Origin of the sequence: Prauserella isguenensis (assembly GCF_014191605.1) — a bacterium.
Taxonomy (GTDB): domain Bacteria; phylum Actinomycetota; class Actinomycetes; order Mycobacteriales; family Pseudonocardiaceae; genus Prauserella; species Prauserella isguenensis.
In genome coordinates this window covers 49,602-74,304 of the sequence record NZ_JACHWU010000010.1, presented here as the reverse complement: position 1 = coordinate 74,304, position 24,703 = coordinate 49,602, and the positions used below count along the sequence as shown (strand labels likewise).

The window sequence follows — 24,703 nt, the reverse complement described above, 5'->3', positions numbered from 1 at the left end:
GTGATCGGGGAAGCGGATTATTCGTCGAGGGGCTGCATGAACGACCACAGGCCGCCCTCGGCGTCGCGCACGCCGTACTCGAGCACCCCGTAGGACATTTCCGTCGGCGCGTAGACGACGTCGCCTCCCGCGTCGCGCACCCGCTCGTGGTGGGCCTGGCAGTCGTCGACGGTCACCGCCATGCAGTGGGTCGCGGCGCCGAGGGTCGCCGGGGACGCCAGTCCGAACTCGAGCGCTTCCCTGTGCATCCAGACGACGCCGTCGCCCGCGCGGACCTCGCCGTGCACGACAGTGCCCGAGTCGTCACGTGCCAACGGGCCGGGGACGAAGCCGAACACGTCGACGAGGTGCCGTTGGGCCGCATCGATGTCGCGGTAGACGAGCAGGGTGAGGCGCCGCGTGGCGACGGTCTCGGAGTCGGTGTTCGGCAGGCCGGCCATGACGCCGACGAGTTCCGCGTCGGCGGGGTGATCGCCGCGCATGAGACGGTCCTCGACGGTGCGCACCCGCTCGCGTAGGCGGGACAGCTCGCCGATGCGCCGGTCGAGCGCGCCGAGCTGCCTGCTGGTGATGGTGAGCAGGTCGGCGCCGTCCGGGTCGACGTCGGCGAGGGGAGTGTCGAGTTCTCGCAGTAGCCGGATCCGGTACAGGCGGTCGAGCTGGGCCGCGTCGTACCGTCGTCGGCCCGCGGAGTCGCGCTCGGGCGCCAGCAATCCGAGTTCCTCGTAGTAGCGCAGTGTTCGTTCGGTGAGGCCGGTGCGCTGCGACACCTCGCCGATCGTCATCGTCGTCGTGGTCATACAGGCGACGCTAGAACCTTCCGCCACGTCAGCCGCAAGGCTGCCCAGGGCGGCGCCGGTGACAGCTCAACGACGACGGTCGTCGATTGTGCGCGACTGTTGTGGCACGCGATCATGCCTCGATGGGCCGCGGATCCGAGGACGGACGTTATCCACCGATCGAACCGTACGACTCGGGAATGCTGGAGGTGGGCGACGGCCACTCGCTGTACTGGGAGGTGTCGGGAAACCCCGAAGGCAAACCGGCCGTCGCCCTTCACGGGGGTCCCGGCACAGGGGGCTCCCCGGGAATGCGGAGTCTGTTCGACCCGGAGCGCTACCGCGTCGTGCTGTTCGACCAGCGCAACGCCGGGCGCAGCACTCCGTCGGCGGCCGATCCGGTCGTCGACCTGTCGGCGAACACGACGCAGCACCTCGTTGCCGACCTGGAGGCCCTGCGGACCCACCTGGGAGTCGAACGCTGGTTGGTGTGGGGCGCCTCGTGGGGTGTGACGCTCGCCCTCGCCTATGCGCAGACTCATCCGGACCGGGTGGCCGAGCTGGTGCTCGCGGCGGTGACCGACGGCGATCACCATGACTGGATCACTCGGACCATGGGCCGCATCTTCCCTCGCGAATGGGAACGGTTCCGCGACGGCGTGCCTCTTGACGAGCGCGACGGAGATCTGGCGGCGGCCTACAGCCGACTGCTCCACGATCCCGACCCCGGGGTCCGGGCAGAGGCCGCGCGCCGATGGTGCGAGTGGGAGGACACCCACATGTCGCTGGCCCCCGATGCGGCGCCGTACCTGTCGGTCGCCGATCCGGCGTTCCAGCTGACGTTCGCCCGCATCGTGACCCATTACTGGTCACACGGCAGTTTTCTGGAGGAGGGGCAGCTGTTTCGTGCCGTGGAGTCGCTCCACGGCATTCCCGCCGTGTTGATCCATGGGCGCTACGACGTCAGCGGTCCGCTCGACACGGCGTGGGCGCTGCATCGCGCCTGGCCCGGCAGTGAGCTGGTGGTACTCGACGACACGGGTCACCGCGGCGGGAGTATGAGCGCGGCCATCACTGCGGCTACCGACGGTTTCGCCTAGCGGCGTCAACGACGACGGTCGGAGTGCGCGTAGCGGCCGGCGTGGGCGGTCGCCGGCGCCCGGCCCGATCGGGCACGGGTTCCCGCGAAGAAAGGTGGTGCCCCCGGTGAGACTCGAACTCACACTTGCACGATTTTGAGTCGTGTGCCTCTGCCAATTGGGCTACGGGGGCGTGTGGGTTGCCGACTGTACTCGATACGGCATCACGGGCGGCATCGGGGTTACCACGCTGGGCGGCCGTTGTGGTTTCCGGCGTGTGATCACCTCGCGTGGTGAAGGCCATCGTCACGGCCGGCCCGAGAACCGGTAGCCTGCATCTAGCGGAACCCGCTACGTCTTTATCTGATTGATCGTCCCAGGAGGAGCCCTGTGACCGAAGCGGCCACCGAGGCCAGCGAAGGCGCCGCCACACCCCAGCGCCGCGTGCTGGTCGCGGAGGACGAGGCCTTGATTCGCCTCGACCTCGTCGAGATGCTGCGCGAGGAAGGCTACGAGGTCGTCGGCGAGGCCGGCGACGGCGAGGAAGCCATCAAGCTGGCGACCGAGCTGAAGCCCGACCTCGTGATCCTCGACGTGAAGATGCCGAAGCTCGACGGCATCGAGGCCGCTTCGAAGATCACGGGCGACCGGATCGCCCCGGTGGTGATCCTGACCGCGTTCTCGCAGCGTGACCTCGTCGAACGGGCCCGCGAGGCGGGCACGATGGCCTACCTCGTCAAGCCGTTCGCGAAGCGTGACCTCGTGCCTGCGATCGAGCTGGCCGTCAGCCGGTTCGCCGAGCTGCAGGCGCTCGAATCCGAGGTCGCCGGCCTGACGGACCGCCTCGAGACGCGGAAGGTGATCGACCGCGCCAAGGGCCTGCTCATGAGCCAGCAGGGCCTGAGCGAGCCCGACGCGTTCCGGTGGATCCAGCGCACCGCGATGGACCGGCGTTCGACGATGAAGGCCGTCGCCGAGGCCGTGATCGAGAGCATCGCCGACTGATCTGGACGGGCCGGCCCGCGTCGCCGGCCCCTCCGAACGCACCGAGCCCCGTCACCGCAGCAGGTGACGGGGCTCGTGTCGTCGGGACGGGTGGGTGCGCCCTACGCGCCGGCGCGGTCGGCCGCCTTGTGGAGAGCCTTGCGCGCGGCCTTCGCGACGGGTTTGTCCGGATGGTGCTCGCCGATCGCAGTGAGCACCGTGACGGTGTCCGGGTGGTCCACCCGCCACATCGTGTCCACCGGGCCCGTCGCACCCGCGGGGATGATGTGCTCGATGACCGCGGCGATCACGTCGGGTTCGTGCCTGCCGAGCCTGCCCGCGATCGTGTCGACGGCGAGCCAGGCGAGCTCGGCGTCGCTCAGGTCGGTGTCCTCACCGCGCAGTGCGGCGATCTCGAGCCGCGCATGTGGCTGCAGCCTCGGCGTCTCCAGCACTTCCCGCCACGCCGTCTCGGCGTCGGCGCCCGCGTGGTCACGGATCAGCGTCACGGCGTCCGCGCGGCGCGGAGCATCGCCCTCGGCGGCGGCGGCGGCCAACAGCTCCCGCGCCCCGTCGACCGGAGTGCGCGCGGCGAACCACGCCGGAGCTTCCACCTCGATCTCCCCGTCGAGGCCGTGGGCGAGCACGTCCATCAGGTCGCCGGCCGTCATGTCCCGTGGCGCGGGCAGGAGCGGTACGTCCACACCGGACTCGACGAGCTCGCCCCGCAGCGAAGCCGCGGCCAACGGCGTCAGCCGCGCGACCGTGCCCTCGGCCTCGGCGGCCTCGTGGTCGTCGTCGAGTTCGACGGCACCCAGCTCGGCGAGCCTGCCCAGCAGCACCTCGGCCGGATCACCGTGTTCGGCCGACCAGGCGGCCCACGCGGTCGCGGCGTCCTCGGCGGACAGATCGTCGGTGGCCAGATCCGCCATCATGTCGCTGATGGCGCGCACGGGAAGGCCGACGCGCCACGTGAGGAACAGTGGAACGAACCAGGCGGACGTGCCCGTGAAGTCGAGCGTCTCGTCACCTGCACGGTCGGCGTCGGCGGCCAGGCTCCACGCGAGCAACGTGTTGAGCGCGTGCCCCCACACCGTGAGCACGTCGTCATCGTCGCCGTCGGGCCACTCGTCGAGGGCGGGGCCCACAGCCGGCACGACCACGTCGCCGTCCTCGGGCTCGCCGTCACCGTCCGACTCGTCGGAGTCGGTGTCCTCCGAGTCCTCCGCGTCGTCGAACTCGACGAACCCGAGGTGCGAGGCGAGTTCCGCCACGGTGGGAAGTTCCGATTCGGACACCCCCGCCGTGTCCGCCGCCGCGGCGAGGTCCTGGCCGTCGACCACGGCGGCCGCCAGTGCGCGTGCCCGCGCGAGCAACGGTGAACGTCGGGCGGCCGCGGCGAGTTCGTCCTCGGCGGGCAGGCGGACGGGGCCCAGCCGGTCGGGCAGATTGTAGAGCTTCTTGAGGTCCGGCTCGTTCTCGGCCAACCTCGGCCGGTCGAGGGAGCCGAACAGGGCGGTCTCGGCGTCGTCGAGTTCGCCGAGCAGCTCGGCGTGCCTGTCCTCGTCGATGCGATCGGTGTCGAACGCGAAGTCGAGCAGCAGGTCCACGGCGTTGACGACGTCGTTCGGGTCGTCGTCGGGCCGGGCCTCCGGATACACCTGGAGAAGCAGCCGGGTCATGTCGCCGTCGCCGAGTTCGCCGAGCTCACGCACTCCGCACTCGTCGGCCAGCAGCTGGAGAGCGGTCGTCGCGACCTCGGGGTCGACCTCGAATTCCGGTTCGTCGGCGAGGTGGTCCTCGACGTAGGAGGCCAGTTCGACCGCGGTGAGCCGCACGTCGTCGGAGTTCATCCGGTCAGGCTATCGGCAGGTGGGCCGGTACCCGGAGCCCCGGTGGGCCACGGGTACCGGCGTGGTGACCCGCCGTGGTCAGCCCGCGGGCGGGGCGTCGCGGACCATGCAGGTCAGCCGGGCGGTGCAGCTGCGGCGGCCCGCGTCGTCGGTGATGACCACCTCGGCGGTCACGGCGGAACGGCCCACGTGTACGGGTGTGGCGACCGCGGTGACGGTGCCCGAGGTGACGGCACGGTGGTGGGTGCAGTTCAGGTCGACGCCGACGGCGATGCGGCCCTCGCCCGCGTTGAGCACGGCGACGGTCGAGCCGAGCGCCTCGGCGAGGACGGCGTTGGCGCCGCCGTGGAGCAGGCCGTACGGCTGGAGGTTGCCTTCGACGGGCATGGTGGCCGTCACGCGTTCGGGCGAGAGCTGCCCGAACTCCATGCCGACCTTGGTGTTGAGCTGCTGGGCCGCGATCTCGGGTGTGAGACCCGCCAGCGATTCGCGGAACGCCTGCTCAGAACCGTTGTTGGTCACTCGTTCTCTCCTCGGTCTATGGGACAGGCAGCGCTGTCGGACCCTCACCTTAGACTCGCGGATGTGAGTCCAGACGCGAAGACCGACGACCCGTTGGCAGGCACGGAACCGGTCGCCCACACAGAACCGCTCGCAGGCACGGCACAGCCCGCAGGCGCCGAGCCGTCCGCGTCGTCGGCTGCCCTGTCACCCGCCGCCACCGGCGACGGGACACCGCGGCTGCTGCTGATCGACGGCCACTCCATGGCCTATCGCGCCTTCTACGCGGTGCCCGCGGACCGGTTCCGGACGTCGACGGGTCAGGTGACGAACGCGGTCTTCGGGTTCACGTCGATGCTCATCAACCTGTTGCGCGACGAGGAGCCGACGCACCTGGCGGTCGCGTTCGACGTCTCGCGCCAGACGTTCCGCACGGAGACCTTCGCCGAGTACAAGGCCAACCGCTCGGCCACCCCGGACGACTTCAAGGGCCAGGTCGAGCTGATCAAACAGGTTCTCGGCGCGCTGACGATCCCGGTGCTCGAGAAGCCCGGCTACGAGGCCGACGACCTGATCGCCACGCTCTCGACGCAGGCGACCGGATCCGGTTACGAGGTCCTCATCTGTACGGGCGACCGGGACGCACTGCAGCTGGTCACCGACACGATCACGGTGCTGTACCCGAAGAAGGGCGTGTCCGACCTCGTGCGGTTCGACCCGGACGGCGTGCAGGAGAAGTACGGCCTGTCCGCGGTGCAGTATCCGGATTTCGCGGCGCTGCGCGGCGACCCGTCGGACAACCTGCCCGGGATCCCGGGGGTGGGGGAGAAGACGGCCGCGAAGTGGATCCGCCAGTTCGGCTCCCTGGGAGAACTGGTCGACCGCGTCGACGAGGTGAAGGGCAAGGTCGGCGACGCGCTGCGCTCGCACCTCGACGGCGTGTTGCTCAACCGGCAGCTGACGGAGCTGGTGCGGGACGTGCCGCTCGAGGAGGCGCCCGCGGATCTCGAGGTCAAGGCGTGGGACCGCGACGCGGTGCACCGGTTGTTCGACGAGCTCGAGTTCCGTGTGCTGCGCGACCGCCTGTTCGCGACGTTGTCCAGCGCCGAACCCGAGGCCGAAGAGGGCTTCAGCGTCAGCGGCGGCGCACTCGCCTCGGGCACCGTGGCCGCGTGGCTGGCCGAGCACGCCGCGGCGGGCACGACAACGGGGCTCGCGGTGCGTGTCACGGGCACGTCCGTCGCCGCCGACGCCGCCTCGCTCGCCCTCGCGGCCTCCGACGGCGAGGGCGCGTACCTGGACCTCACGACGCTCGACCCGGACGACGAGGCGGCCCTCGGCGCCTGGCTCGCCGACCCCGATGCGCACAAGACGGGACACGCGCTCAAGGCGCCGCTGCACGGCCTGCTGGCGCGTGGCTGGCGGGTGCGAGGGCTGACGATGGACACCGAGCTGGCCGCGTACCTGGTGCGTCCCGGCCAGCGCACGTTCGAACTCGCCGACCTGGTGCTGCGGTACCTGCAGCGGGAGATGCGGTCAGACTCCTCCGGTGGCGAGGGACAGCTCTCGCTGCTCGACGCGTCCGGCGGTGCCGACTCCGACGACGACGCCGAGCTCGTGCACGACGAGCTGGTGCGCGCGCGGGCGACCGCGGAACTCGCCGATGCGCTGGCCAGCGAGTTGGACGGCATCGGCGGAGCGCGGCTGCTGGCCGAGATCGAGCTGCCGCTGCTGTCGGTGATCACCGAGCTCGAAGCCGCGGGTGTGGCCGTCGACCAGGAGCAGCTGACGACGCTCGAGGCGCACTACGCGAGCCGGGTCAAGGAGGCCACGGACAACGCCTACGGTGTCATCGGCAAGCAGATCAACCTCGGTTCGCCGAAGCAGCTGCAGGTCGTGCTGTTCGACGAGCTCGGCATGCCGAAGACCAAGCGCACCAAGACCGGCTACACGACCGATGCCGACGCGCTGCAGACGCTGTACGAGAAGACCGAGCACCCGTTCCTGCAGCACCTGCTGGAGCATCGCGACGCCGCGCGGCTGCGCAGCACGGTCGAAGGGCTGATCAAGTCGGTCGCACCCGACGGCCGGATCCACACGACCCTGCACCAGACGATCGCCGCGACCGGCCGGTTGTCCTCTGTGGACCCGAATCTGCAGAACATCCCGATCCGCACCGACGAGGGCAGGCGCATTCGCGAGGCGTTCGTCGTGGGAGCCGGATACGACCAGCTGATGACCGCCGACTACAGCCAGATCGAGATGCGCATCATGGCGCACCTGTCCGGTGACGCCGACCTGATCGAGGCGTTCCAGTCCGGCACCGACTTCCACGCCGCCACGGCCGCCGCCGTGTTCGGGGTCGATCCGTCCGACGTGACGAGTCCGCAGCGCGCCAAGATCAAAGCGATGAACTACGGCCTGGCCTACGGCCTGTCCGCCTACGGGCTGTCGCAACAGCTGCGGATCTCCACCGAGGAGGCCCGCGGGCTGATGGACGACTACTTCGCGCGCTTCGGCGGGGTCCGCGACTACCTCCACACCGTCGTAGACGAGGCCGCGAAGTCCGGTTACACGCAGACGATCTTCGGCAGGCGGCGGTACCTGCCTGACCTGACGAGCGAGAACCGGCAGCGGCGCGAGATGGCCGAACGGATGGCTCTCAACGCGCCGATCCAGGGCAGCGCCGCCGACATCATCAAGGTCGCCATGCTCGGCGTGTACGGTGCGCTCGCGTCGTCGGACCTGCGCAGCCGCATGCTGCTGCAGGTGCACGACGAGCTGATCCTCGAGATCGCCGAGGGCGAGCACGCCGAGGTGGAACAGCTCGTGCGCCGCGAGATGGGTGCCGCCTGCGAACTGGCCGTGCCGTTGGAGGTGTCGGTCGGGTTCGGCCGGTCCTGGAACGACGCCGCCCACTGACCACCCGAGGATCTGCCAGTCGCCGGTGCAGGCGGCAGGGGCGCGTCCGACCGGCTGCTCCGCAGGTCTCGCCCGCCCGCCCAGCATGCGTGCGAATCGGAGCGCTGCAGGGACCGTGCGGTGCCGATATCGTGCTCGCATGACGCGCCGCGCGCTGCTCCTCGCCGGAACCGGGATGCTCCGCGGGGTCGCGCGGGAGCTTGCGGTCGACGGCTGGGACGTCGTGCTGCCGAGCAGGCGGTACGCCCCCATTCCGGAAGGCGACCCGGAGCTGCGTGCGGTCCGCTGGACGGCAGGCAACCGCTACACCCCCGTCGGCCCGGGCCGTGCGACGTGGGTGCAGGCGCAGTGGGACGAGCCGGCCGAACTCGCCGGGAAAGCGGGCGAGGTGCTGGCGGGCCCGGCCCATCTACTGGTCGCATGGGTGCACGAGGCGTACCGGGAGGCCGTGCTCGCCGCGGTCGAGCCGTTGCTGTCGAACGCGGCCCCCGTGGTCGAGGTGACCGGCATCCCGGCCCACGGCGACGTCGTCGAACCACCGGACCCGCACTTCCCGCACCGGCCGACCCAGCAGGTGCTCCTCGGGTCCACATCGGACGTCGCGGCGGGCAGGCCGTTGCGGCACGAGGAGATCGAGGAAGGCGTGCTCGAAGCGGTGCGCCGCGCCATCGACGGCAGGCCGACGTCGGTGCACCAGCTGGGGGAGCGCAGGACGGTGCGCAGGCCCTGAGCGGCCTCCCGGCTCGGGCCCCGCGCCTGCTCACTCCGGCTCGGCTCGCGCGGCGAGCAGGGTGAGCACCGCGTCACGCACCTCGGCCCGATCCCGCTCCGGTTCGAACACCAGCCAGTCCAACGCCGACACGAGCAGCGTCCCGAACAGTGCCGTGGCCGCGCTGCGCACCGGCACCCCCGCCGGAAAGCGCCCGCAGGCCGCGACCCGCGCCAGCTGCCGTTCGAGGATCATGAGGATCTCCTCCCGCAGCGGCATGAGCGTCTCCGCCCAGTTGCCCGGCGTCCGCCACAACTCGCTGACGAGGATCTGCGAGAACCCCGGATACCGCTCGATGAACGCCAGCGCGGCGTCGACCAGCCCGGCGAGCCCGGCCGACGCGTCGTCGCCCGCCTCCTCGACCGCCGCCGTCATCCGCTCGGCCAGGTCGCCGACACCGTGCCGCAACAGCGCCTCGACGAGCCCGTCCTTGCTGCCGAAGTTGTAGTACACGGTCCCTTTCGCGACCCCGGCGTCGGCGGCGATGTCGTCGACGGTGACGCCCGCGAGCCCCGTGCCGCGTGCCAGGCGCATCGTCGCCTCGAACAGCCGCCTGCGGGTCGCCTCCGCCCGCGGGGTCACAGCGCCAGCTCCGGCTTGAGATGCCCGACCGTCCACGTGCGTCGTCGGCGGGCCGCCAACGTCGACGCGGTCAGGCCGACCACGAGATAGGCGACCAGGACGCCGACGTCGAGAAGCACTTCGGCCGACGCTCCGCTGTAGAGCAGGTGTCGCAGGCCGTCGATCACGTAACCCATCGGCAGCGCGACGTGCAACGGCTGCAGGGCCTCGGGCAGGGTCTGCCACGGGAACGTGCCGCCCGCACTGACCAGCTGGAGCACCAGCAGCACGAGTGCGAGGAACTTGCCGACCGCGCCGAACAGTGCGTTGAGGGCGTGCACGATCGCCGTGAACGTCAACGACGTGAGGATCGCGAAGCCCAGCGTCGCGGCCGGATTCGCGACGTGGATGCCGACCAGCCACGTGACGGCGGCCAGCAGCACGACGACCTGCGCCGTGCCGAGCAGCGCCGCCGAGAGCCAACCGCCGACGGCGACCCGCAGCGGTGCGGCACCGGCGGTGAGCGCCCGGGTCGACAACGGGCGCAGCAGCAGGAACAGCACGAAGGCGCCGATCCAGGTGGCCAGGCCGATGAAAAACGGGGCCAGCCCGGCGCCGTACGTACCGGCGCTGGCCATGCTCGCGTTGTCGACGGCCACGGGATCGCCGATCGTGCGGGCCGTCCGCTCGCGCGTGTCGTCGTCGGTGTTCGGGATCTGCCGGAGACCCTGGTCGAGGCCGTCCCGAAGATCGGTGGCCCCACCGACGAGCTGCTTCGTACCGTTCAGGGCGTCGGTCTGGCCGTCGTCCAGGCTCGATGCACCCTTCGACAGCTTCGACGCCCCGTCGGAGGCCTGGGCGATGCCGCCGCTCAGCTGCGGTGCGCTGCCCGCCAGCTGCCCGGCACCGTTCGCGACCTGCCGTGCTCCGGTGGCGAGGGTGTTCAGCTGCGACGACGTCTGCTGGATCCGGTTGTCGGCCTCGTCGACGGGGGTGCGAACGTTCCCGAGCACGCCCAGTACGTGCTGGACCTCGTTCTCGTCGAGCCCGCCTTCGCGGAGTCGCTGGCCGAGTCGGTCGTTCACGTTGTTCAGATGGTTCTGCAGATCGGCCGACCCTTGTGCGAGTGCCGACGCCGTGGCGGCGATCTGTTCGTTGCCCGCCGCGACCCGGTTCGCGCCGCTGGCCAGTTTCCGAGTCTGTTCGGGCAGGTCCTCGGTGTTCGAGGTCAGGGTCGCGAGGCCGGAGGAGAGTTGACTGCTGCTCGTGGCGAGCCGCGACGCGCCGTCCGAGAGCTGCTGCTGTCCGTCGCGGAGTTCGCGGGCGCCGCTCGCGAGCTGCCGCGCGCCGTTCGCGGCCTTCTCGGTGCGCTCGTGGATGGTGGAGAACCCGACGAGGAACCGGTCCGCGGCCTGCGTTCCGACCTTCTTCGCGATCGTGTCCCGCACCCGCTCGGCCACCTGATCGGCGATCGTGTGCGACAGGTAGTTGTTGGCGTCGTTGGTGGTCAACGTGATGCCGGCCTGCCGGGGTTCGAAGTCGGCGCTCGAGGTCAGTGCCGTGCTGAAGTCGCGGGGAATCGTGATCGCGAACGCGTAGTCGCCGTCCCGGACACCGTTGTGGGCCTCCTCGTGCGACACCTCGTGCCAGTCGAAGTCGCCGGACCGCTGGAGCTCGTCGGTCACCTCGCGGCCGATTTCGCGGTGCTCGTCGCCGCTGCCGCTGCCCGTGTCGTCGTCGACGATCGCGGCGGGAAGGTGGTCGAGCCTGCCGTACGGGTCGTAATTGGAGTACAGGTACAGCGACGCGTACAGCAGCGGCACCAGCACCAGGGCCGCGACGGCGAGTTTCGGCAGCGTGCCTGCGGTGAGCCTGCGCAGTTCGTTACGGGCGAGGTGGACGGCGTTCACGAGCGGGCCTCCGGCTCAGGGAGTGCGTGGTCGGGGCGGCCGATGCGGACGAGGTCGTCGGGGAGGGCCGCATCGGCGGCGGTGGCGGTCAGGACGACGACGGCGAGCCCCCGCTCGGCGTGTTCACGGGCGAGCCGCAGCCAGCCGCCGGTCTCGCTCGTGTGCCGGTCGGGTCGGTCCAGCACGAGCACCCGCACGCCGTCGCGGGACGCGGCGAGCGCGGTCAGCAGTCGCGTGCGGAGGTCGGCATCGAGCCGTTCGAACCGGGTGTTGGCGTAGGCGGCGGCGTCGTGGTCGGTGAGCCAGCGGGTGATCGCCGCCCGGCCGGCGGGCAGGCCCGCGAGCGCCAGCTCCTCGCCGACGACGACGTGCAGCGGTAGCGCGTCCTCGGGCTCGCTCACCCCGGGAGAGTCGACGACCGCGACCCGGCGTGCCACCGCACGGGGAGCGGTGACCGGATCGTCGGCGGGCCGGTCGGATAGGGCAGCGGGCTTCTCGCCGCCGTCGCCGCCGGCACCGTCGTCGCGGTTGCTGCTGTCGCCGTCACCGTCGTCGCCCTCACCGTCGTCGCCCTCACCGTCGCCGGGTTCGCCGTCGCCGGGTTCGTCGGCCGGACCGTCGCCGGGTGCGAGCCGTGCTGCGCCGTCTTCGTCGTCCTCTTCGGACGGCGGGTCCACCGGGGCGTCGTGGACGGCCACGGTGCCCGTTGCCGGGCGGAGTCGACCGGCTAGGGCAAGCCCGAACGCCGTGATGCCGGTGCCCGGGTCGCCCTTCACGATCACGAACTCGCCGGAGGAGACGGTGAGTGAGGTCTGCGGCACGAGAGGCCCGTGAGGACCCTCGATTCCTACTCGATCGGCGATCAGCTGCATACGTCATCCTTTTGAACTGACTGGTCAGTTCAAATCGTAGGCCGGGTCGAACCGGGGCGCGTCTCGGGGGTTCCGCGGGCGCGACGTGGGCCCGCGCTGTGGCGCTGTGCCGTGCAGCCATCGCGCTTTCGTGCCACCACGCGCTGCCGTGCCGTCGAGGGTGCGGCAGCGGGCGACGACTCAGGAGGTGCGTTCGGTCCGGAAGATCGCGGTGCCCGGGAACAGCTTGCCGCGCAGTGGGCTCCACTGGCCCCAGACGCGGGTGTGTCCCTCCGGCCATTCGGGCTCGACGAGGTCGAGCAGCCGGAACCCGGTCGACGTCAGCGCGCGGACGTAGTCGCCGAGCGTGCGGTGGTACTCGACGTAGGTCGCGGTGCCGGTCTCGTCCTGCTCGACGTACGGAGTGCGGTCGAAGTACGGCTCGACGGCGGTCAGCCCGGTCGGGCCGGGATCGTCGGGGAAGATCCACCGCATCGGGTGCGTCACCGAGAACACCCACGTGCCGCCCGGTCGCAGCACCCGTGCCACCTCGCTGAACACGGTCTCGAGCGACGGGACGAACATCAGCGCGCCGAACGACGAGCACGCGACGTCGAACGTGTCGTCCCGTAGTGGCAGGGCTTCGGCGTTGGCCTGCACCAGGGCCGGGGTCAGGCCGGTGCGGCGCTCGGCGGCACGGGCGTGCCGGAGCATGCCCGCCGACAGGTCGAGCGCGACCGCGGTCGCACCCTGCGCGGCGAGCCACCGGGCGCACGGCGCGGAACCGCAGCCGATCTCGAGCACGTCGGCACCGGCGAGCGTGTCCGGCGGTCCGAGTAGTCGGGCCTGCTGCTCCCGGACACCTTCGGGGCACCAGACGAAATCGGCGTCGCCGAGGAAGTCTCCGTGCTCGTCGAGATACGTGTCGGAGTCGGCGTCCCACCAGGCCAGGCTGGCGCGCTCCGCTTCGGTGGAGCCGACGGTGCGGTAGGCGACACGCGCCGTGCCGAGAGCGCGCTCCGTGTCCGCGTAGCGTGGGTCGCGTGCGGCGGAACCGGCCGCGGAGGGCGTCTCGGACACGCCCGCCATTCTCCTCCGCGAAGCGGTGTGATCACGCGTGCACCCCTGATTGTGCGGGTCACAACCGGCCGCGTACGATGTTTGTTAGCGCAGTGGGTTTCGCGCTTCCTCTCGCCTCCCGAGTTTCGTGCGAGGTCGTGTGGTCGCGCACCTCGAGATGATCCTCGGCGGCCGTTGCGGCGCAGTGGCGCGATTCAGCGTCGGAGACGCCTGGACGAATGCACGGTCATCACCCGGTGACCCGTCCTGCGCTGCCCGACGTCGACGGATCGGCCGTCTCGGGGTCCCGAGAACCGGTCCCGGAGATGCCGGGCTTCGGCAAACTGCAAACCCTTCGACATCTATCCGCTACCGGAGCAACCCACCTAATGACCATCGACACCACCCCCGCCCCGAGCGCCGAGCAGGCCCAGGTCGCCGTCAACGACATCGGGACGGAGGAAGACTTCCTCGCCGCGATCGACAAGACCATCAAGTACTTCAACGATGGTGACATCGTCGAAGGCACGATCGTCAAGGTCGACCGCGACGAAGTGCTTCTCGACATCGGTTACAAGACCGAGGGCGTCATCCCCTCTCGTGAGCTGTCCATCAAGCACGATGTCGACCCGGCCGAGGTTGTCGCCGTCGGTGACGAGGTGGAGGCCCTTGTCCTGCAGAAGGAGGACAAGGAAGGCCGACTGATCCTGTCCAAGAAGCGCGCTCAGTACGAGCGGGCCTGGGGCACGATCGAGGAGCTCAAGGAGAAGGACGAGCCCGTCAAGGGCACCGTCATCGAGGTCGTCAAGGGCGGCCTCATTCTCGACATCGGTCTCCGTGGCTTCCTGCCCGCCTCGCTGGTCGAGATGCGCCGCGTCCGCGACCTGCAGCCGTACGTCGGCCGCGAGCTCGAGGCCAAGATCATCGAGCTGGACAAGAACCGCAACAACGTGGTCCTGTCCCGCCGCGCCTACCTGGAGCAGACCCAGTCCGAGGTCCGCAGCGAGTTCCTCAACGCACTCGCCAAGGGCCAGGTCCGCAAGGGCGTCGTCTCCTCGATCGTCAACTTCGGTGCGTTCGTGGACCTCGGCGGCGTCGACGGCCTGGTGCACGTCTCGGAGCTGTCCTGGAAGCACATCGACCACCCGTCCGAGGTCGTCGAGGTCGGCCAGGAGGTCACGGTCGAGGTGCTCGAGGTGGACATGGACCGCGAGCGCGTGTCCCTGTCGCTGAAGGCCACCCAGGAAGACCCGTGGCGTCAGTTCGCCCGCACCCACGCGATCGGCCAGATCGTGCCGGGCAAGGTCACCAAGCTGGTCCCGTTCGGCGCGTTCGTCCGCGTCGAGGAGGGCATCGAGGGCCTGGTGCACATCTCCGAGCTGGCCGAGCGCCACGTGGAGATCCCGGAGCAGGTCGTGCAGGTCGGCACCGAGGTCATGGTCAAGGTCATCGACATCGACCTCGAGCGTCGCCGCATCTCGCTGTCGCTGAAGCAGGCGAACGAGGGCTTCACCCCCGACGCCGACTTCGACCCGACGCAGTACGGCATGGCGGCCGAGTACGACGACCAGGGCAACTACATCTACCCCGAGGGCTTCGACCCCGACACGCAGGAGTGGCAGGAAGGCTACGAGACTGCGCGTGAGGAGTGGGAGAAGCAGTACGCCGAGGCCCACGCTCGCTACGAGCAGCACATGAAGCAGGTCGCCGAGGCGGCCGCCGCCAACGCCGCCGCGGCGGCCGACGCCGCGACCGGCGTCGAGGGCGGCGACCAGAGCTACACCTCCGGTGGCGGTGCGTCGACGTCGTCGTCCTCCTCCTCTTCGTCGTCGGCTCCCTCCTCGAGCTCGTCGGAGCAGCCCGCCCAGAGCGGCGGCACGCTCGCCAGCGACGAGCAGCTCGCGGCGCTGCGCGAGAAGCTCTCCGGCGGTGCGTGAGTAGCGTGAACGCCCCGCGGGGCGTTTCCCGCACGCGATGAACCCACGGTGGCCCCGGTCCGATCACGGACCGGGGCCACCGTCGTGTGTCAGGGGTGTCGCGCCGCCGTGAACGTGGCAACGAAACGGCCCGCCGCTGCCGTGCGGCGGCGACGGGCCGGGGAACGTGCGTTACGGAGGATGCGTGCCTGGCGCCGGAGCGCGGAACGCTCCGGCGACGGTCAGGCGGCCGCGCGTGCGGGTACGGGTGCCCAGGCGCGTTCGTGCGCGGCGGCGCGGGCGCGGCGGCGGAGCCCGGCCAGGCTGTGCTTGGCGGGCACGAGCAGTGCGGTCAGCCAGTTGCGCCGGTGTTCGTCGAGCGCCTTCGCGACGGCCTGGTGCATGACACAGTGCACCAGGCCCGGTGTTCCCAGGCGATGTTTCCCGGCGTACGAGTTGGCTGGCATCGTTCCTCCGTCTGGGCGATAGCCGTTGTCCGGGAGACTAGGTAATCAACGCCGGACGGTGGTGGAACCGGGCGGCGTGTCACCCGAATTTGCTGGGTAACGGTTTGACCGACGCCGGAGAGTGCGCCGGTCGCGACGGCTGGTTGAATGCGCGCATGCTTCGTGTAGGGCTGACCGGTGGAATCGGTGCGGGAAAGTCGACGGTGGCGGCCAGGCTGGCCGAGCTCGGAGCCACCGTGATCGATGCGGATCGCATCGCCAGAGAGGTCGTCGAACCCGGGACGGACGGTCTGGCCGAGGTGGTCGAGGCGTTCGGCAGCGACGTGCTCACGGCCGACGGCGACCTGGATCGCGCGGCCCTCGCCGCCAAGGCGTTCGCCGACGACGACTCGCGCGCCCGGCTGAACGCGATCACGCACCCGCGGATCGGCAGGCGGACGGTCGCGCTGATGGAACAGGCACCCGCGGAGGCGGTCGTCGTGCACGACGTGCCGTTGCTCGTCGAAGGCGGCATGGGCGCGAACTATCACCTCGTGCTGGTCGTGGACGCCGACGAGGCCCTCCGCGTCCGACGGCTCGGCGAGAGCCGCGGGATGGAGGCCGACGACGCGCGCGCCCGCATCGCCGCGCAGGCCACCCGAGAGCAGCGAGAGGCTGTGGCCGACGTGTGGCTGGACAACAGCGGCACACCCGACCTCGTGCGGGCGCAGGTGGACGCGCTGTGGCACGAGCGGATCGTGCCGTTCGAAGCCAACGTGCGCCTGCGGCGGCCGCGTGCGCCGAAACCACCCGCGCTCGTCGAACCCGACCCGACGTGGCCCGCGCAGGCCGAACGGCTTCTGACGCGGGTACGCGCGGCTGCGGGGGACAAGGCCGTGCGCGCCGACCACATCGGGTCGACCGCCGTGCCCGGCCTGGTCGCCAAGGACACCCTCGACCTGCAGCTCACCGTGCGGTCGCTCGGCGAGGCCGACCTCATCTCCGAGGCGCTGTCGGACGCGGGGTTCGTCCGCGCCGAGGGGCACTGGTTCGACCAGCCGCAGGACGAGGAGACCGCGCCCGCCCGGTGGGACAAGCGGTTCCACTACGGCGCCGACCCGCAGCGCCCGGTGAACCTGCACGTCCGGTCTGCCGAAGGCCCCGCGTGGCGGCTCGCGCTGCTGTTCCGCGACTGGCTCCGGGCCAACCCTGCCGAGACCGGTGTGTACGCCGACATCAAGCAACGGCTCGCCCGTGCGCACGCCGGTGACGCCAGCTCCCTGAACTACTCCGAGGAGAAACAGTCCTGGGTGGACGCCGCGTTCGTCCGCGCCGAGCGCTGGGCCGCCGAGACGGGCTGGGAGGTCTGAACGGCCCACCCGTGCGGACCGCGCACGGACGTGCTCAGTGGTGGCGGCGCCAGGTGAGTGCGATGTCGTGCGTCGCGAGCCACGCGCGCAGGTCGTGCTCGTGGCGGGCGAGTGCGTCGACGGTGCTGTAGGCCGTTTCCAGCGCTCCGGTGGCGTCTCCGCAGGTCACCAGCCCGTCCTGGACCGCCTCCAACAGCTCCCCGGTGTCGATCACGTCGACGCCGCGGTGCTGTCGCAGCACGAGGTCGAGGTACAGGTCGGTGGTGCGCCAGACGTCGGCACCGTCGGTGGTCACGCCGACGACGTCGAGATAGAAGTCCTGGTCCCGTTCGTGTCCGGGGTTGAACCAGAAGTCGCTGATCCGCAGTCCGAGCGCCGGCAACAGCCACGATTCGAGGTACCGGAACTGCCGCCGTCCCGGCGTCGGGCGCGCCATGTACAGGCCGAAGTCCTCGACCCGGTACTCCTCGACGTCGCGGACGACGCCCTTCGGGTCGGTGTTGGTGCCGGCTGCAACGTCGAACGTCTCCCGCTTCGGCGGATGCATGACGGTCATCTTGCTGTGCGGCGGCGAATGCGTCGAGTCGGAAACCCCGCGGGCGTGTGCGCCGCATCCGCGCCTCCCGTTCTCGGCGGTGCGTATGACGACGACCGTGACGGTCGGGGCCGGCGTGACCGCTGAGGTGACCGTGGCGGCGTCGCGGTGAGCAGCCGCGGCCGCCGAGCGGAAGTTGTCGGTGGGCCCGCCTACCCTGGACGGCGTGGCATTCGCGACCGAACACCCCGTGCTGGCGCACTCCGAGTTCCGCCCCGTCTCCGACATCCCTCGCAAGGGTGGGCGGTTCGAGGTCGTCAGCGACTACGAGCCCGCCGGCGACCAGCCCGCCGCGATCGAGGAACTCGACCGCAGGCTGACGGCGGGCGAGAAGGACGTCGTGCTGCTCGGCGCGACCGGTACGGGCAAGTCGGCGACGACGGCATGGCTGGTCGAGCGGGTGCAGCGGCCGACGCTCGTGCTGCAGCCGAACAAGACGCTCGCCGCCCAGATGGCCAACGAGCTGCGGGAACTGTTCCCGAACAACGCGGTCGAGTACTTCGTCAGCTATTACGACTACTACCAGCCCGAGGCGTACGTCCCGCAGACGGACACCTACATCGAGAAGGACTCGTCGATCAACGACGACGTCGAACGGTTGCGCCACTCGGCGACGATGAACCTGCTCTCGCGCCGGGACACGATCGTGGTCGCGAGCGTGTCCTGCATCTACGGTCTCGGCACTCCGCAGTCGTACCTCGACCGGTCGTCGCGACTGGCGGTCGGGGAGGAGGTCGACCGCGACGTGTTCCTGCGGGCGCTGGTCGACGTCCAGTACGCCCGCAACGACCTGGCGTTCGCCCGCGGCACGTTCCGCGTGCGCGGCGACACCGTCGAGATCATCCCCGCCTACGAGGAGCTGGCGATCCGCGTCGAGTTCTTCGGCGACGAGATCGACAGCCTCTACTACCTGCACCCGCTGACCGGCGACATCGTCAGCGAGGTCGACGAGGTGCGGATCTTCCCGGCCACGCACTACGTCGCAGGGCCCGAGCGGATGGAGAAGGCCGTGCACGCGATCGAGGCCGAACTCGAGGAACGTCTGGCCGAACTCGAGAAGCAGAACAAGCTGCTCGAGGCCCAGCGGCTGCGCATGCGCACCAGCTACGACGTCGAGATGATGCGGCAGGTCGGGTTCTGCTCCGGTATCGAGAACTACTCGCGGCACATCGACGCCCGCGCGCCAGGGTCCGCCCCGGCGACGCTGATCGACTACTTTCCCGAGGACTTCCTGCTGGTCATCGACGAGTCGCACCAGACGGTGCCGCAGATCGGTGCGATGTTCGAGGGCGACATGTCCCGTAAGCGCACGCTCGTCGACCACGGCTTCCGCCTGCCGAGCGCGCTCGACAACCGGCCGTTGACCTGGGAGGAGTTCGCCGACCGCATCGGTCAGACCGTGTACCTGTCCGCCACACCCGGCCCGTACGAGATGGGCCAGGCAGGCGGCGAGTTCGTGGAGCAGGTCATCCGCCCGACAGGGCTGGTCGACCCGGAGGTCGTCGTCAAGCCGACCGAGGGGCAGATCGACGACCTGGTGCACGAGATCCGAACCCGCGCCGAGAAGGACGAGCGGACGCTGGTCACCACGCTCACGAAGAAGATGGCCGAGGACCTCACCGACTACCTGCTCGAGCTCGGCATCCGCGTGCGCTACCTGCACTCCGAGGTGGACACGCTGCGCCGCGTCGAGCTGCTCAGGCAGCTGCGGTCCGGCGACTTCGACGTGCTCGTCGGCATCAACCTCCTCCGTGAGGGCCTCGACCTGCCCGAGGTGTCGCTGGTGGCGATCCTCGACGCCGACAAGGAGGGTTTCCTGCGCAGCGGCACCTCCCTCGTGCAGACGATCGGCCGTGCGGCGCGGAACGTGTCCGGCCAGGTGCACATGTACGCCGACACGATCACCGACTCGATGCAGTACGCCATCGACGAGACGAACCGGCGGCGCGAGAAGCAGGTCGCCTACAACACCGAGCGGGGCATCGACCCGCAGCCGCTGCGCAAGAAGATCGCCGACATCCTCGACCGGGTCTACACCGAGGCGGAGGACTCGGAGGACGAGGTCGACGTCGGCGGTTCAGGGCGCAACGCCTCGCGCGGCAAGAAGCCGGAGCAGGGCGACAAGGTGCGTAGCTCCGGTGTGCTCGTCGACCGCGAGCCGAGTTCGATGCCGCGGGCCGAGCTCGCCGACCTCATCCAGCAGATGACCGACCAGATGATGCAGGCCGCGCGCGACCTGCAGTTCGAGCTGGCCGCCCGGTTGCGGGACGAGATCTCCGAGCTCAAGAAGGAGCTGCGCGGAATGGACGCCGCCGGACAGCAGTGACCCTCCCGCGCGATGCAGGACGGTGCGTCAGCCGGCGCCGGCGTCCGGTTCGAGCATGCCGAACAGCGTGCCCTCCGGGTCCCGGCAGTAGGCGAGCCTGCCGAGCTCGGGAACAGTCTGCGCAGGAGCGACCAGCGACCCGCCCGCCTGCTGCACCTCGCGCACCATCAGGTCCAGATCGTCGACCTCCATCGTGAGCGAGCACGTGGGCGCGGCCGCGCCGTTCTCCGGGGGAGGGCCGTCGCGCTGCACGAGGTTGCCGTCGATGCCGGCGCCGCTGCCGGTGATGATGGCCCACGAGGCGTCCGGCGCCCATCTTTCGAAATGCCACTCGAACACGGTCGTGTAGAACGTGATCGCCCGTTCGGGATCGCTCGCGTAGACCTCGAAGTACACGGGACGAGGCATGATGGCCTCCTTGCCGGGAATGGGGGCCGCGCGCGGCGGTGACGATCCTGCTGTCGGAATTGTCGGTCATCCCGGCCCGCATGTCACACCCTGTCGACGGCGGTCACCGTCCCGAGGCTGCGTCGCGTGCGGACCTGCCCCCGGTTACCCGTGCGGCCGGCCCGCACGCAGCCGCGTCCTCAGCTCGTGACGTCCTTCGTCGCGAACCGCCGGGCCGCGAGCAGGCCGAACGCAGTGGCGAACAGTGTCGCCGACAGGGCGCCGGAGGCCATGCGCGTCCATTCGACGTCGGTGGCGATCAGGTCCATCCACGCGAACGAGAAATGCGTCGGCAGGAAGTCCCGCAGGTCGCCGAGCGCGGTGATCTGGTTGAGGATCTGCGAGAGGATCGACGCCAGCACCGCTCCGCCGACGGCACCCAACGGGGCGTCGGTCGACACGCTCAACAACAGTGCCAGCCCCGCGACCCACGCCAGGTGGACGAGCAGGTAGGCGGTTGCGAGGGCGAGCGCGACCAGGCTGTCGGAGAACGGGATCGAATCGCCCGTCGGACTGATCGCCTCGCCCGTGCCGTACCAGATCGTCCCCGCGACGAACGCCGACACGGGCAGCACCACGATCGTCAGCGCCGACAGCAGCCCGGACGTGATCGCCTTCTGCCGCAGCAGGCGGTGCCGCGGCACGGGAATGGCCAGGAGGTACTTCAGGCTCGACCACGAGGACTCGCTGGCGACAGTGTCGCCGAAGTACAGCGCCACGATCATCGGCAGCAGGAACGACCCGGACACGAACAGGGCGACCACGACGAAGTTCGGGGCGCTGGCCGTGGCCAGGTCGATGAACCCGCCCGAGCGCGGATTTGCCTCGGCCTCACCGATCTCGAACGCGGCGACCAGGATGAACGGCAGCAGCACGACGAACGCGAGCAGCAGCTGGGTACGCCGCCTGCTCAGCTGTCGCCGCAGCTCCACACCGAGCCGAAGCGTCCGGCTCGCCCGATAGCCGGTGACGGCGCCGTCGGGCCCGAGCCCCGTGACGTGCTCGGCCCCGGCCGCGTCGGCGAGTTCCTCCAACGCGGCCGGGTCGGTGTGCACGCCGTGCTGATCCACGGCGTGCCGGTGCTCCGGTGCGGCGCCGGATGCGACGTCGCGCTCGGAGTCGCTCATCAGCCTTCACCTTCCCCCACGAGTTGCAGGAACGCGTCCTCGAGCCGGCGGCGCGGTCCGGCCTGCTCCACGGACACGTCCGCCCGGACGAGGGCCGCGACGGCCTCGCTACGGGGCAGTGCGCCGAGGTCGGCGTGTACGAGGCCGTCGGTGATCTCCACGTCGGAAACGCCGTCGAGGCCGCGCAGGATCTCCGCGGCGCGGTCGGCGGCGTCGACCCGGAACGTCGCCTCCCCGCCCGCGGCGATGATGTCGTGGACACCGCCCGAGGCGATCAGCCTGCCGCGGTGCATGACGACGACGTCCGTGCACGTCTGCTCGACCTCGGCCAGCAGGTGGCTGGACACCACGACGGTGCGGCCGGTCGCCGCGTACCGACGCAGTACCTCGCGCATCTGGTGGATCTGGGGCGGGTCGAGCCCGTTGGTGGGTTCGTCGAGCACGAGCAGCTCCGGCAGGCCGAGCATCGCCTGCGCGATGGCCAGCCGCTGCCGCATGCCCTGGCTGTAGGTGCGCACCTTCCGGTGCACCGCGTCGCCGAGTCCCGCGATCTCGAGCGCTTCGTCGAGGTGCGCCTTGTCCGCGGGTCTGCCGGTCGCCTGCCAGAACAGTTCGAGGTTCGCCGCGCCCGAGAGGTGCGGCAGGAACCCGGAGCCTTCGACGAACGAACCGATGCGCGACAGCACCGGCGCTCCGGGCGTCACGCGGTGGCCGAACACGCGGATCTCGCCGTCGGTCGGCGTGATCAGGCCCATGAGCATCCGCAGTGTCGTCGTCTTTCCCGCACCGTTCGGCCCGAGCAGGCCGAGGACCTGACCGGGTCCGACGCGGAACGACAGGTCGCTGACGGCGGTCAGCCCACCGGGATAGGACTTCGTCAGGCCGGAGATCACCATCGGGGTGTCGGCCAGGTCGGGGTCGACCCGGTGCGAGCGCCTGCGGCGGATCCGGCCGACAACGGCCACCAGCACGGCGAGGGCGAGCGCGCCGCCGATGCCCGCGAGCTGGACCACCGGCCACCCGGACGTCGCCGTCGTCCCGGGGACCAGCGGCACCGCCACCTCGGGCGGGCCGGCCAGTGCGACTCGGAATCCGGCGGGTCGGTCGGGGGTGGCGTACGACTGGTCCGTCGTGCCGATCACCAACTGCAGGCGGTGGTCGGTCTCGATCGGCCGGACGATCCCGGGCAGGGTGACGGTCACCTCGGTTGGGGAGCCGTCCGCGGACAACGGAACCCGGATCGGTGCGACGGCGTTCCCGGGCAGTGTGCGTGTGCCGTCGGGGCCGACGTCGTACAGCTTGGCGAACAGCACCGCCTCGGACGGAGCCGAACCGCCGGTCTGAGCGTTGGCGCCGCTCCCGTCGTTGTCGGTGCCACCGGTATCGGCGTTCTCCCCGTTACCGCCGTTACTGCCGTTGCCTCCGTCGCCAGCCGCCGCGGGATCCGCCATCGGCTCCGGGGTGATGGACAGACGCACCGTCGATGCACCGGACACGAGGAGCTGCTCGGTCATGGGGCGCGACGTGAACACGGCGGTCTGGCCGGGCGGGTCGACGGTGAACAGGCCCGACAGCCTCGACGAGCCCGCCACGATGCGGTTGAGCCCGGGGATACCGCTGACCGAGGTGGGCGTGCCCCCGGGCGGACGCACCACGGTCTGTTGCTCGCCGAGGAGGTGCACGGCGCGGCGCCGGACGTCGTCGCCGTTGACGCCGGGGTAGGCGGCTGCTTCGACGTTGCGGACGGACGGGGCGCCGTTGGCCCGGATCGCGCCGGTCACGTCGTACGAGAACGTCGCCGCCGGGTCCTGGCCCTCACCGGTGAGCTGGTGCCAGAGGAAATCGGCCATGACGCCGCGCAGCTGCGGACCCGGTCCGCCGCCGTCGTGGCCCCCCGCGTACCAGGCGACGGACACCTCGCCGCCCGCCTCGGCGATCTGCCGGGCGTTGGCGTCTGCCTGGTCGAGGCCGAACAGCGTGTCGTGTTCGCCCTGTACCAGCAGCGTCGGCACGGTGATGTCGTCGGTGACGGAGGCGGGGGAGACGCGGTGCAGCAGGTCGAGCGTCGACGGTTCGGCGGCCCCGTCGGTCGCGACGTCGACGTAGGCGGCGCAGACATCGGCGCTGAACCGCCCGCACGCATCGGCGTCGGGACGCAGGTTTCCGCCCGAACCGCTCTGCGGCCGGCCCGCGCCGGGCGCCGTACCGGTGTCGCCGGCTTGCCCGCCCGGTGGTTCGGCGAGGTCGTCGTTCTCCTCGTCGTCGCCGGGCTCGACGGCGTCGGGCCCCGGGCCCGTGGCGGTCGACGGGGCGCCCGAACCCGCGGAGAAGAGGGTGCCGATCCACGACCGTTTGAGCACACCCGAGCCGGTGTCCGCGGCGGGGGCGGGGGTCGCGGCGGCGAGTCGGTCGCCCGTGGCGTTGTTCGGCAGCAGGGACTGGCGCAGATCGTTGTACGTGATCGCCGGCGCGATAGCGTCCACCCGCGGGTCCGTTCCGGCGAGCAGCAGCGCCAGCGCGCCGCCGTACGAGGCGCCGGTGACACCGACGCGGGGGTCGCCGTCGTCGTCGGAGACGACCTCGGGCATGCCCGCCAGGTGGTCGAGCAGCCGGGAGGCGTCGGCGACCTCGCGGTCCGGCGCGTTGAGCGAGATCGAACCGGTGCTGTTGCCGAATCCGCGTGCGGACCAAGTCAGTACGACGAACCCACGCTCGGCGAGTTCCCGGGCGTCGCGGGCGACGCTGTTCTTGTCACCTCCGAACCCGTGCGGCAGGAGGACGGCGGGTGCGGGCGTGTTCTCCGGCACGTACACGGTCGTGTCGAGCTGCTCGCGCTCGGCCGACCCCGGCGAGGCCGCGACGTCGATGGTGGCGGCCTGGGTGCTGTACGTGGGTGGTCGTTCGCCGTCACGGAACAGCAGGAGGCCGCCGACGGCGAGGAGTGCGACGACGGCGACCAGTGCCGTCAGGCGTCGGCCGCGGCTGCGGAGAAGACGGGACACGGTGACCACACTATGGGGACGTGGGGCAGGCGGTTCGTCCGGGCATGCCCGGTTTCCGGCGCCGAAGTGATCTTGTGTGATCGATGTTACGCGGGTGGTGACCAAGCGGACGGTTGCCACGTGTGGCGCCGGGGCACACCGGGACGTAAAGATGGAGCGGTTGTGTTCCCCACGGAGGGGAGTATTCCCTCACGGCGACGTCGTCA

At 70.6% G+C, this 24,703-nt stretch carries 20 protein-coding genes and 1 tRNA gene; 8 read left to right on the top strand and 13 right to left on the bottom strand.

Features of this window, described 5'->3' with window-relative positions; genetic code table 11:
- Positions 1-17: 17 nt before the first annotated feature.
- Entirely contained in the window at positions 18-800 is a 783-nt protein-coding gene (locus FHS23_RS22320) for a MerR family transcriptional regulator (RefSeq protein ID WP_183659327.1), read from the bottom strand.
- Between the two features lie 122 nt (positions 801-922).
- On the opposite strand from FHS23_RS22320, the gene pip reads away from it, so the two are divergent.
- Positions 923-1,879, top strand: a complete 957-nt coding sequence (gene pip, locus FHS23_RS22315; RefSeq protein ID WP_183659325.1) for a prolyl aminopeptidase — start codon at positions 923-925, stop codon at positions 1,877-1,879.
- Positions 1,880-1,974: 95 nt separating this feature from the next.
- Here the strand turns inward: pip and FHS23_RS22310 are convergent.
- Positions 1,975-2,051 (bottom strand) — tRNA-Leu (locus FHS23_RS22310).
- Positions 2,052-2,248: 197 nt separating this feature from the next.
- Between FHS23_RS22310 and FHS23_RS22305 the strand changes: the two genes are divergently transcribed.
- On the top strand, positions 2,249-2,863 hold the full coding sequence (locus tag FHS23_RS22305) for a response regulator (RefSeq protein ID WP_183659322.1): 615 nt from the start codon (positions 2,249-2,251) through the stop codon (positions 2,861-2,863).
- A gap of 101 nt (positions 2,864-2,964) precedes the next feature.
- Here FHS23_RS22305 and FHS23_RS22300 read toward each other — a convergent pair whose 3' ends face one another.
- Both FHS23_RS22300 and FHS23_RS22295 read right to left on the bottom strand, forming a co-directional pair.
- On the bottom strand, positions 2,965-4,695 hold the full coding sequence (locus FHS23_RS22300; RefSeq protein WP_183659320.1) for a hypothetical protein: 1,731 nt from the start codon (positions 4,693-4,695) through the stop codon (positions 2,965-2,967).
- Between the two features lie 78 nt (positions 4,696-4,773).
- Positions 4,774-5,217, bottom strand: a complete 444-nt coding sequence (locus FHS23_RS22295) for a hotdog fold thioesterase (RefSeq protein ID WP_183659318.1) — start codon at positions 5,215-5,217, stop codon at positions 4,774-4,776.
- 183 nt (positions 5,218-5,400) lie between these two features.
- On the opposite strand from FHS23_RS22295, the gene polA reads away from it, so the two are divergent.
- Positions 5,401-8,118: a DNA polymerase I gene (gene polA, locus FHS23_RS22290; protein ID WP_246382632.1), complete on the top strand. Its 2,718-nt coding sequence runs from the start codon at positions 5,401-5,403 to the stop codon at positions 8,116-8,118.
- 139 nt (positions 8,119-8,257) lie between these two features.
- Complete coding sequence (locus FHS23_RS22285) at positions 8,258-8,848, top strand: Rossmann-fold NAD(P)-binding domain-containing protein (protein ID WP_246382606.1); 591 nt, start codon at positions 8,258-8,260, stop codon at positions 8,846-8,848.
- A 30-nt stretch (positions 8,849-8,878) separates the two neighbouring features.
- Here the strand turns inward: FHS23_RS22285 and FHS23_RS22280 are convergent, their stop codons facing one another.
- From FHS23_RS22280 to FHS23_RS22265, 4 genes are all read right to left on the bottom strand, one after another.
- Positions 8,879-9,469: a TetR family transcriptional regulator gene (locus FHS23_RS22280; RefSeq protein ID WP_183659314.1), complete on the bottom strand. Its 591-nt coding sequence runs from the start codon at positions 9,467-9,469 to the stop codon at positions 8,879-8,881.
- Positions 9,466-11,358 (bottom strand): YhgE/Pip family protein, encoded by a 1,893-nt coding sequence (locus tag FHS23_RS22275; protein ID WP_183659312.1) that lies wholly within the window; start codon positions 11,356-11,358, stop codon positions 9,466-9,468. The genes FHS23_RS22280 and FHS23_RS22275 overlap by 4 nt, the downstream gene beginning before the upstream one ends.
- Positions 11,355-12,230: an ATP-binding cassette domain-containing protein gene (locus tag FHS23_RS23465; RefSeq protein WP_246382604.1), complete on the bottom strand. Its 876-nt coding sequence runs from the start codon at positions 12,228-12,230 to the stop codon at positions 11,355-11,357. Before FHS23_RS23465 ends, FHS23_RS22275 begins: the two co-directional genes overlap by 4 nt.
- Positions 12,231-12,410: 180 nt before the next feature.
- Positions 12,411-13,298, bottom strand: coding sequence for a class I SAM-dependent methyltransferase (locus tag FHS23_RS22265; RefSeq protein WP_183659310.1), 888 nt, complete (start codon positions 13,296-13,298; stop codon positions 12,411-12,413).
- Positions 13,299-13,657: 359 nt separating this feature from the next.
- Between FHS23_RS22265 and rpsA the strand changes: the two genes are divergently transcribed.
- Entirely contained in the window at positions 13,658-15,205 is a 1,548-nt protein-coding gene (rpsA, locus tag FHS23_RS22260) for a 30S ribosomal protein S1 (RefSeq protein WP_183659308.1), read from the top strand.
- Between the two features lie 221 nt (positions 15,206-15,426).
- Here the strand turns inward: rpsA and FHS23_RS22255 are convergent, their stop codons facing one another.
- Positions 15,427-15,651 carry a hypothetical protein gene (locus FHS23_RS22255; protein WP_183659306.1) on the bottom strand — a complete coding sequence of 75 codons (225 nt, stop codon included), beginning with the start codon at positions 15,649-15,651 and terminating at the stop codon, positions 15,427-15,429.
- A 155-nt stretch (positions 15,652-15,806) separates the two neighbouring features.
- On the opposite strand from FHS23_RS22255, the gene coaE reads away from it, so the two are divergent.
- Positions 15,807-17,000, top strand: coding sequence for a dephospho-CoA kinase (gene coaE / locus FHS23_RS22250; protein ID WP_183659304.1), 1,194 nt, complete (start codon positions 15,807-15,809; stop codon positions 16,998-17,000).
- A gap of 34 nt (positions 17,001-17,034) precedes the next feature.
- Here coaE and FHS23_RS22245 read toward each other — a convergent pair whose 3' ends face one another.
- On the bottom strand, positions 17,035-17,556 hold the full coding sequence (locus FHS23_RS22245; RefSeq protein ID WP_183659302.1) for a ribonuclease FAU-1 family protein: 522 nt from the start codon (positions 17,554-17,556) through the stop codon (positions 17,035-17,037).
- On the opposite strand from FHS23_RS22245, the gene FHS23_RS22240 reads away from it, so the two are divergent.
- Together FHS23_RS22240 and uvrB are read left to right on the top strand one after the other, a co-directional pair.
- Entirely contained in the window at positions 17,546-17,707 is a 162-nt protein-coding gene (locus FHS23_RS22240) for a hypothetical protein (RefSeq protein ID WP_183659395.1), read from the top strand. The genes FHS23_RS22245 and FHS23_RS22240 overlap by 11 nt on opposite strands.
- Positions 17,708-17,761: 54 nt before the next feature.
- Positions 17,762-19,921 (top strand): excinuclease ABC subunit UvrB, encoded by a 2,160-nt coding sequence (gene uvrB, locus FHS23_RS22235; protein ID WP_183659300.1) that lies wholly within the window; start codon positions 17,762-17,764, stop codon positions 19,919-19,921.
- A gap of 27 nt (positions 19,922-19,948) precedes the next feature.
- Here uvrB and FHS23_RS22230 read toward each other — a convergent pair whose 3' ends face one another.
- The 3 genes from FHS23_RS22230 to FHS23_RS22220 form a co-directional block, all read right to left on the bottom strand.
- The gene (locus tag FHS23_RS22230) at positions 19,949-20,329 is read right to left on the bottom strand and encodes a VOC family protein (RefSeq protein ID WP_183659298.1); all 381 of its coding nucleotides are present in this window, start codon (positions 20,327-20,329) and stop codon (positions 19,949-19,951) included.
- A 179-nt stretch (positions 20,330-20,508) separates the two neighbouring features.
- Positions 20,509-21,495 (bottom strand): ABC transporter permease, encoded by a 987-nt coding sequence (locus tag FHS23_RS22225; RefSeq protein WP_183659296.1) that lies wholly within the window; start codon positions 21,493-21,495, stop codon positions 20,509-20,511.
- Entirely contained in the window at positions 21,495-24,497 is a 3,003-nt protein-coding gene (locus FHS23_RS22220; protein ID WP_183659294.1) for an alpha/beta fold hydrolase, read from the bottom strand. Before FHS23_RS22220 ends, FHS23_RS22225 begins: the two co-directional genes overlap by 1 nt.
- Positions 24,498-24,703: the final 206 nt, after the last annotated feature.

What these genes read in the sequence shown, in the direction of transcription:
- FHS23_RS22320 (WP_183659327.1), bottom strand. Translation starts at nt 800, where the DNA reads ATGACCACGACGACGATGACGATCGGCGAGGTGTCGCAGCGCACCGGC.
- pip (WP_183659325.1), top strand. Translation starts at nt 923, where the DNA reads ATGGGCCGCGGATCCGAGGACGGACGTTATCCACCGATCGAACCGTAC.
- FHS23_RS22300 (WP_183659320.1), bottom strand. Translation starts at nt 4,695, where the DNA reads ATGAACTCCGACGACGTGCGGCTCACCGCGGTCGAACTGGCCTCCTAC.
- FHS23_RS22285 (WP_246382606.1), top strand. Translation starts at nt 8,258, where the DNA reads ATGACGCGCCGCGCGCTGCTCCTCGCCGGAACCGGGATGCTCCGCGGG.
- FHS23_RS23465 (WP_246382604.1), bottom strand. Translation starts at nt 12,230, where the DNA reads ATGCAGCTGATCGCCGATCGAGTAGGAATCGAGGGTCCTCACGGGCCT.
- FHS23_RS22265 (WP_183659310.1), bottom strand. Translation starts at nt 13,298, where the DNA reads ATGGCGGGCGTGTCCGAGACGCCCTCCGCGGCCGGTTCCGCCGCACGC.
- rpsA (WP_183659308.1), top strand. Translation starts at nt 13,658, where the DNA reads ATGACCATCGACACCACCCCCGCCCCGAGCGCCGAGCAGGCCCAGGTC.
- FHS23_RS22255 (WP_183659306.1), bottom strand. Translation starts at nt 15,651, where the DNA reads ATGCCAGCCAACTCGTACGCCGGGAAACATCGCCTGGGAACACCGGGC.
- coaE (WP_183659304.1), top strand. Translation starts at nt 15,807, where the DNA reads ATGCTTCGTGTAGGGCTGACCGGTGGAATCGGTGCGGGAAAGTCGACG.
- FHS23_RS22240 (WP_183659395.1), top strand. Translation starts at nt 17,546, where the DNA reads ATGACGGTCATCTTGCTGTGCGGCGGCGAATGCGTCGAGTCGGAAACC.
- FHS23_RS22245 (WP_183659302.1), bottom strand. Translation starts at nt 17,556, where the DNA reads ATGACCGTCATGCATCCGCCGAAGCGGGAGACGTTCGACGTTGCAGCC.
- FHS23_RS22230 (WP_183659298.1), bottom strand. Translation starts at nt 20,329, where the DNA reads ATGCCTCGTCCCGTGTACTTCGAGGTCTACGCGAGCGATCCCGAACGG.
- FHS23_RS22225 (WP_183659296.1), bottom strand. Translation starts at nt 21,495, where the DNA reads ATGAGCGACTCCGAGCGCGACGTCGCATCCGGCGCCGCACCGGAGCAC.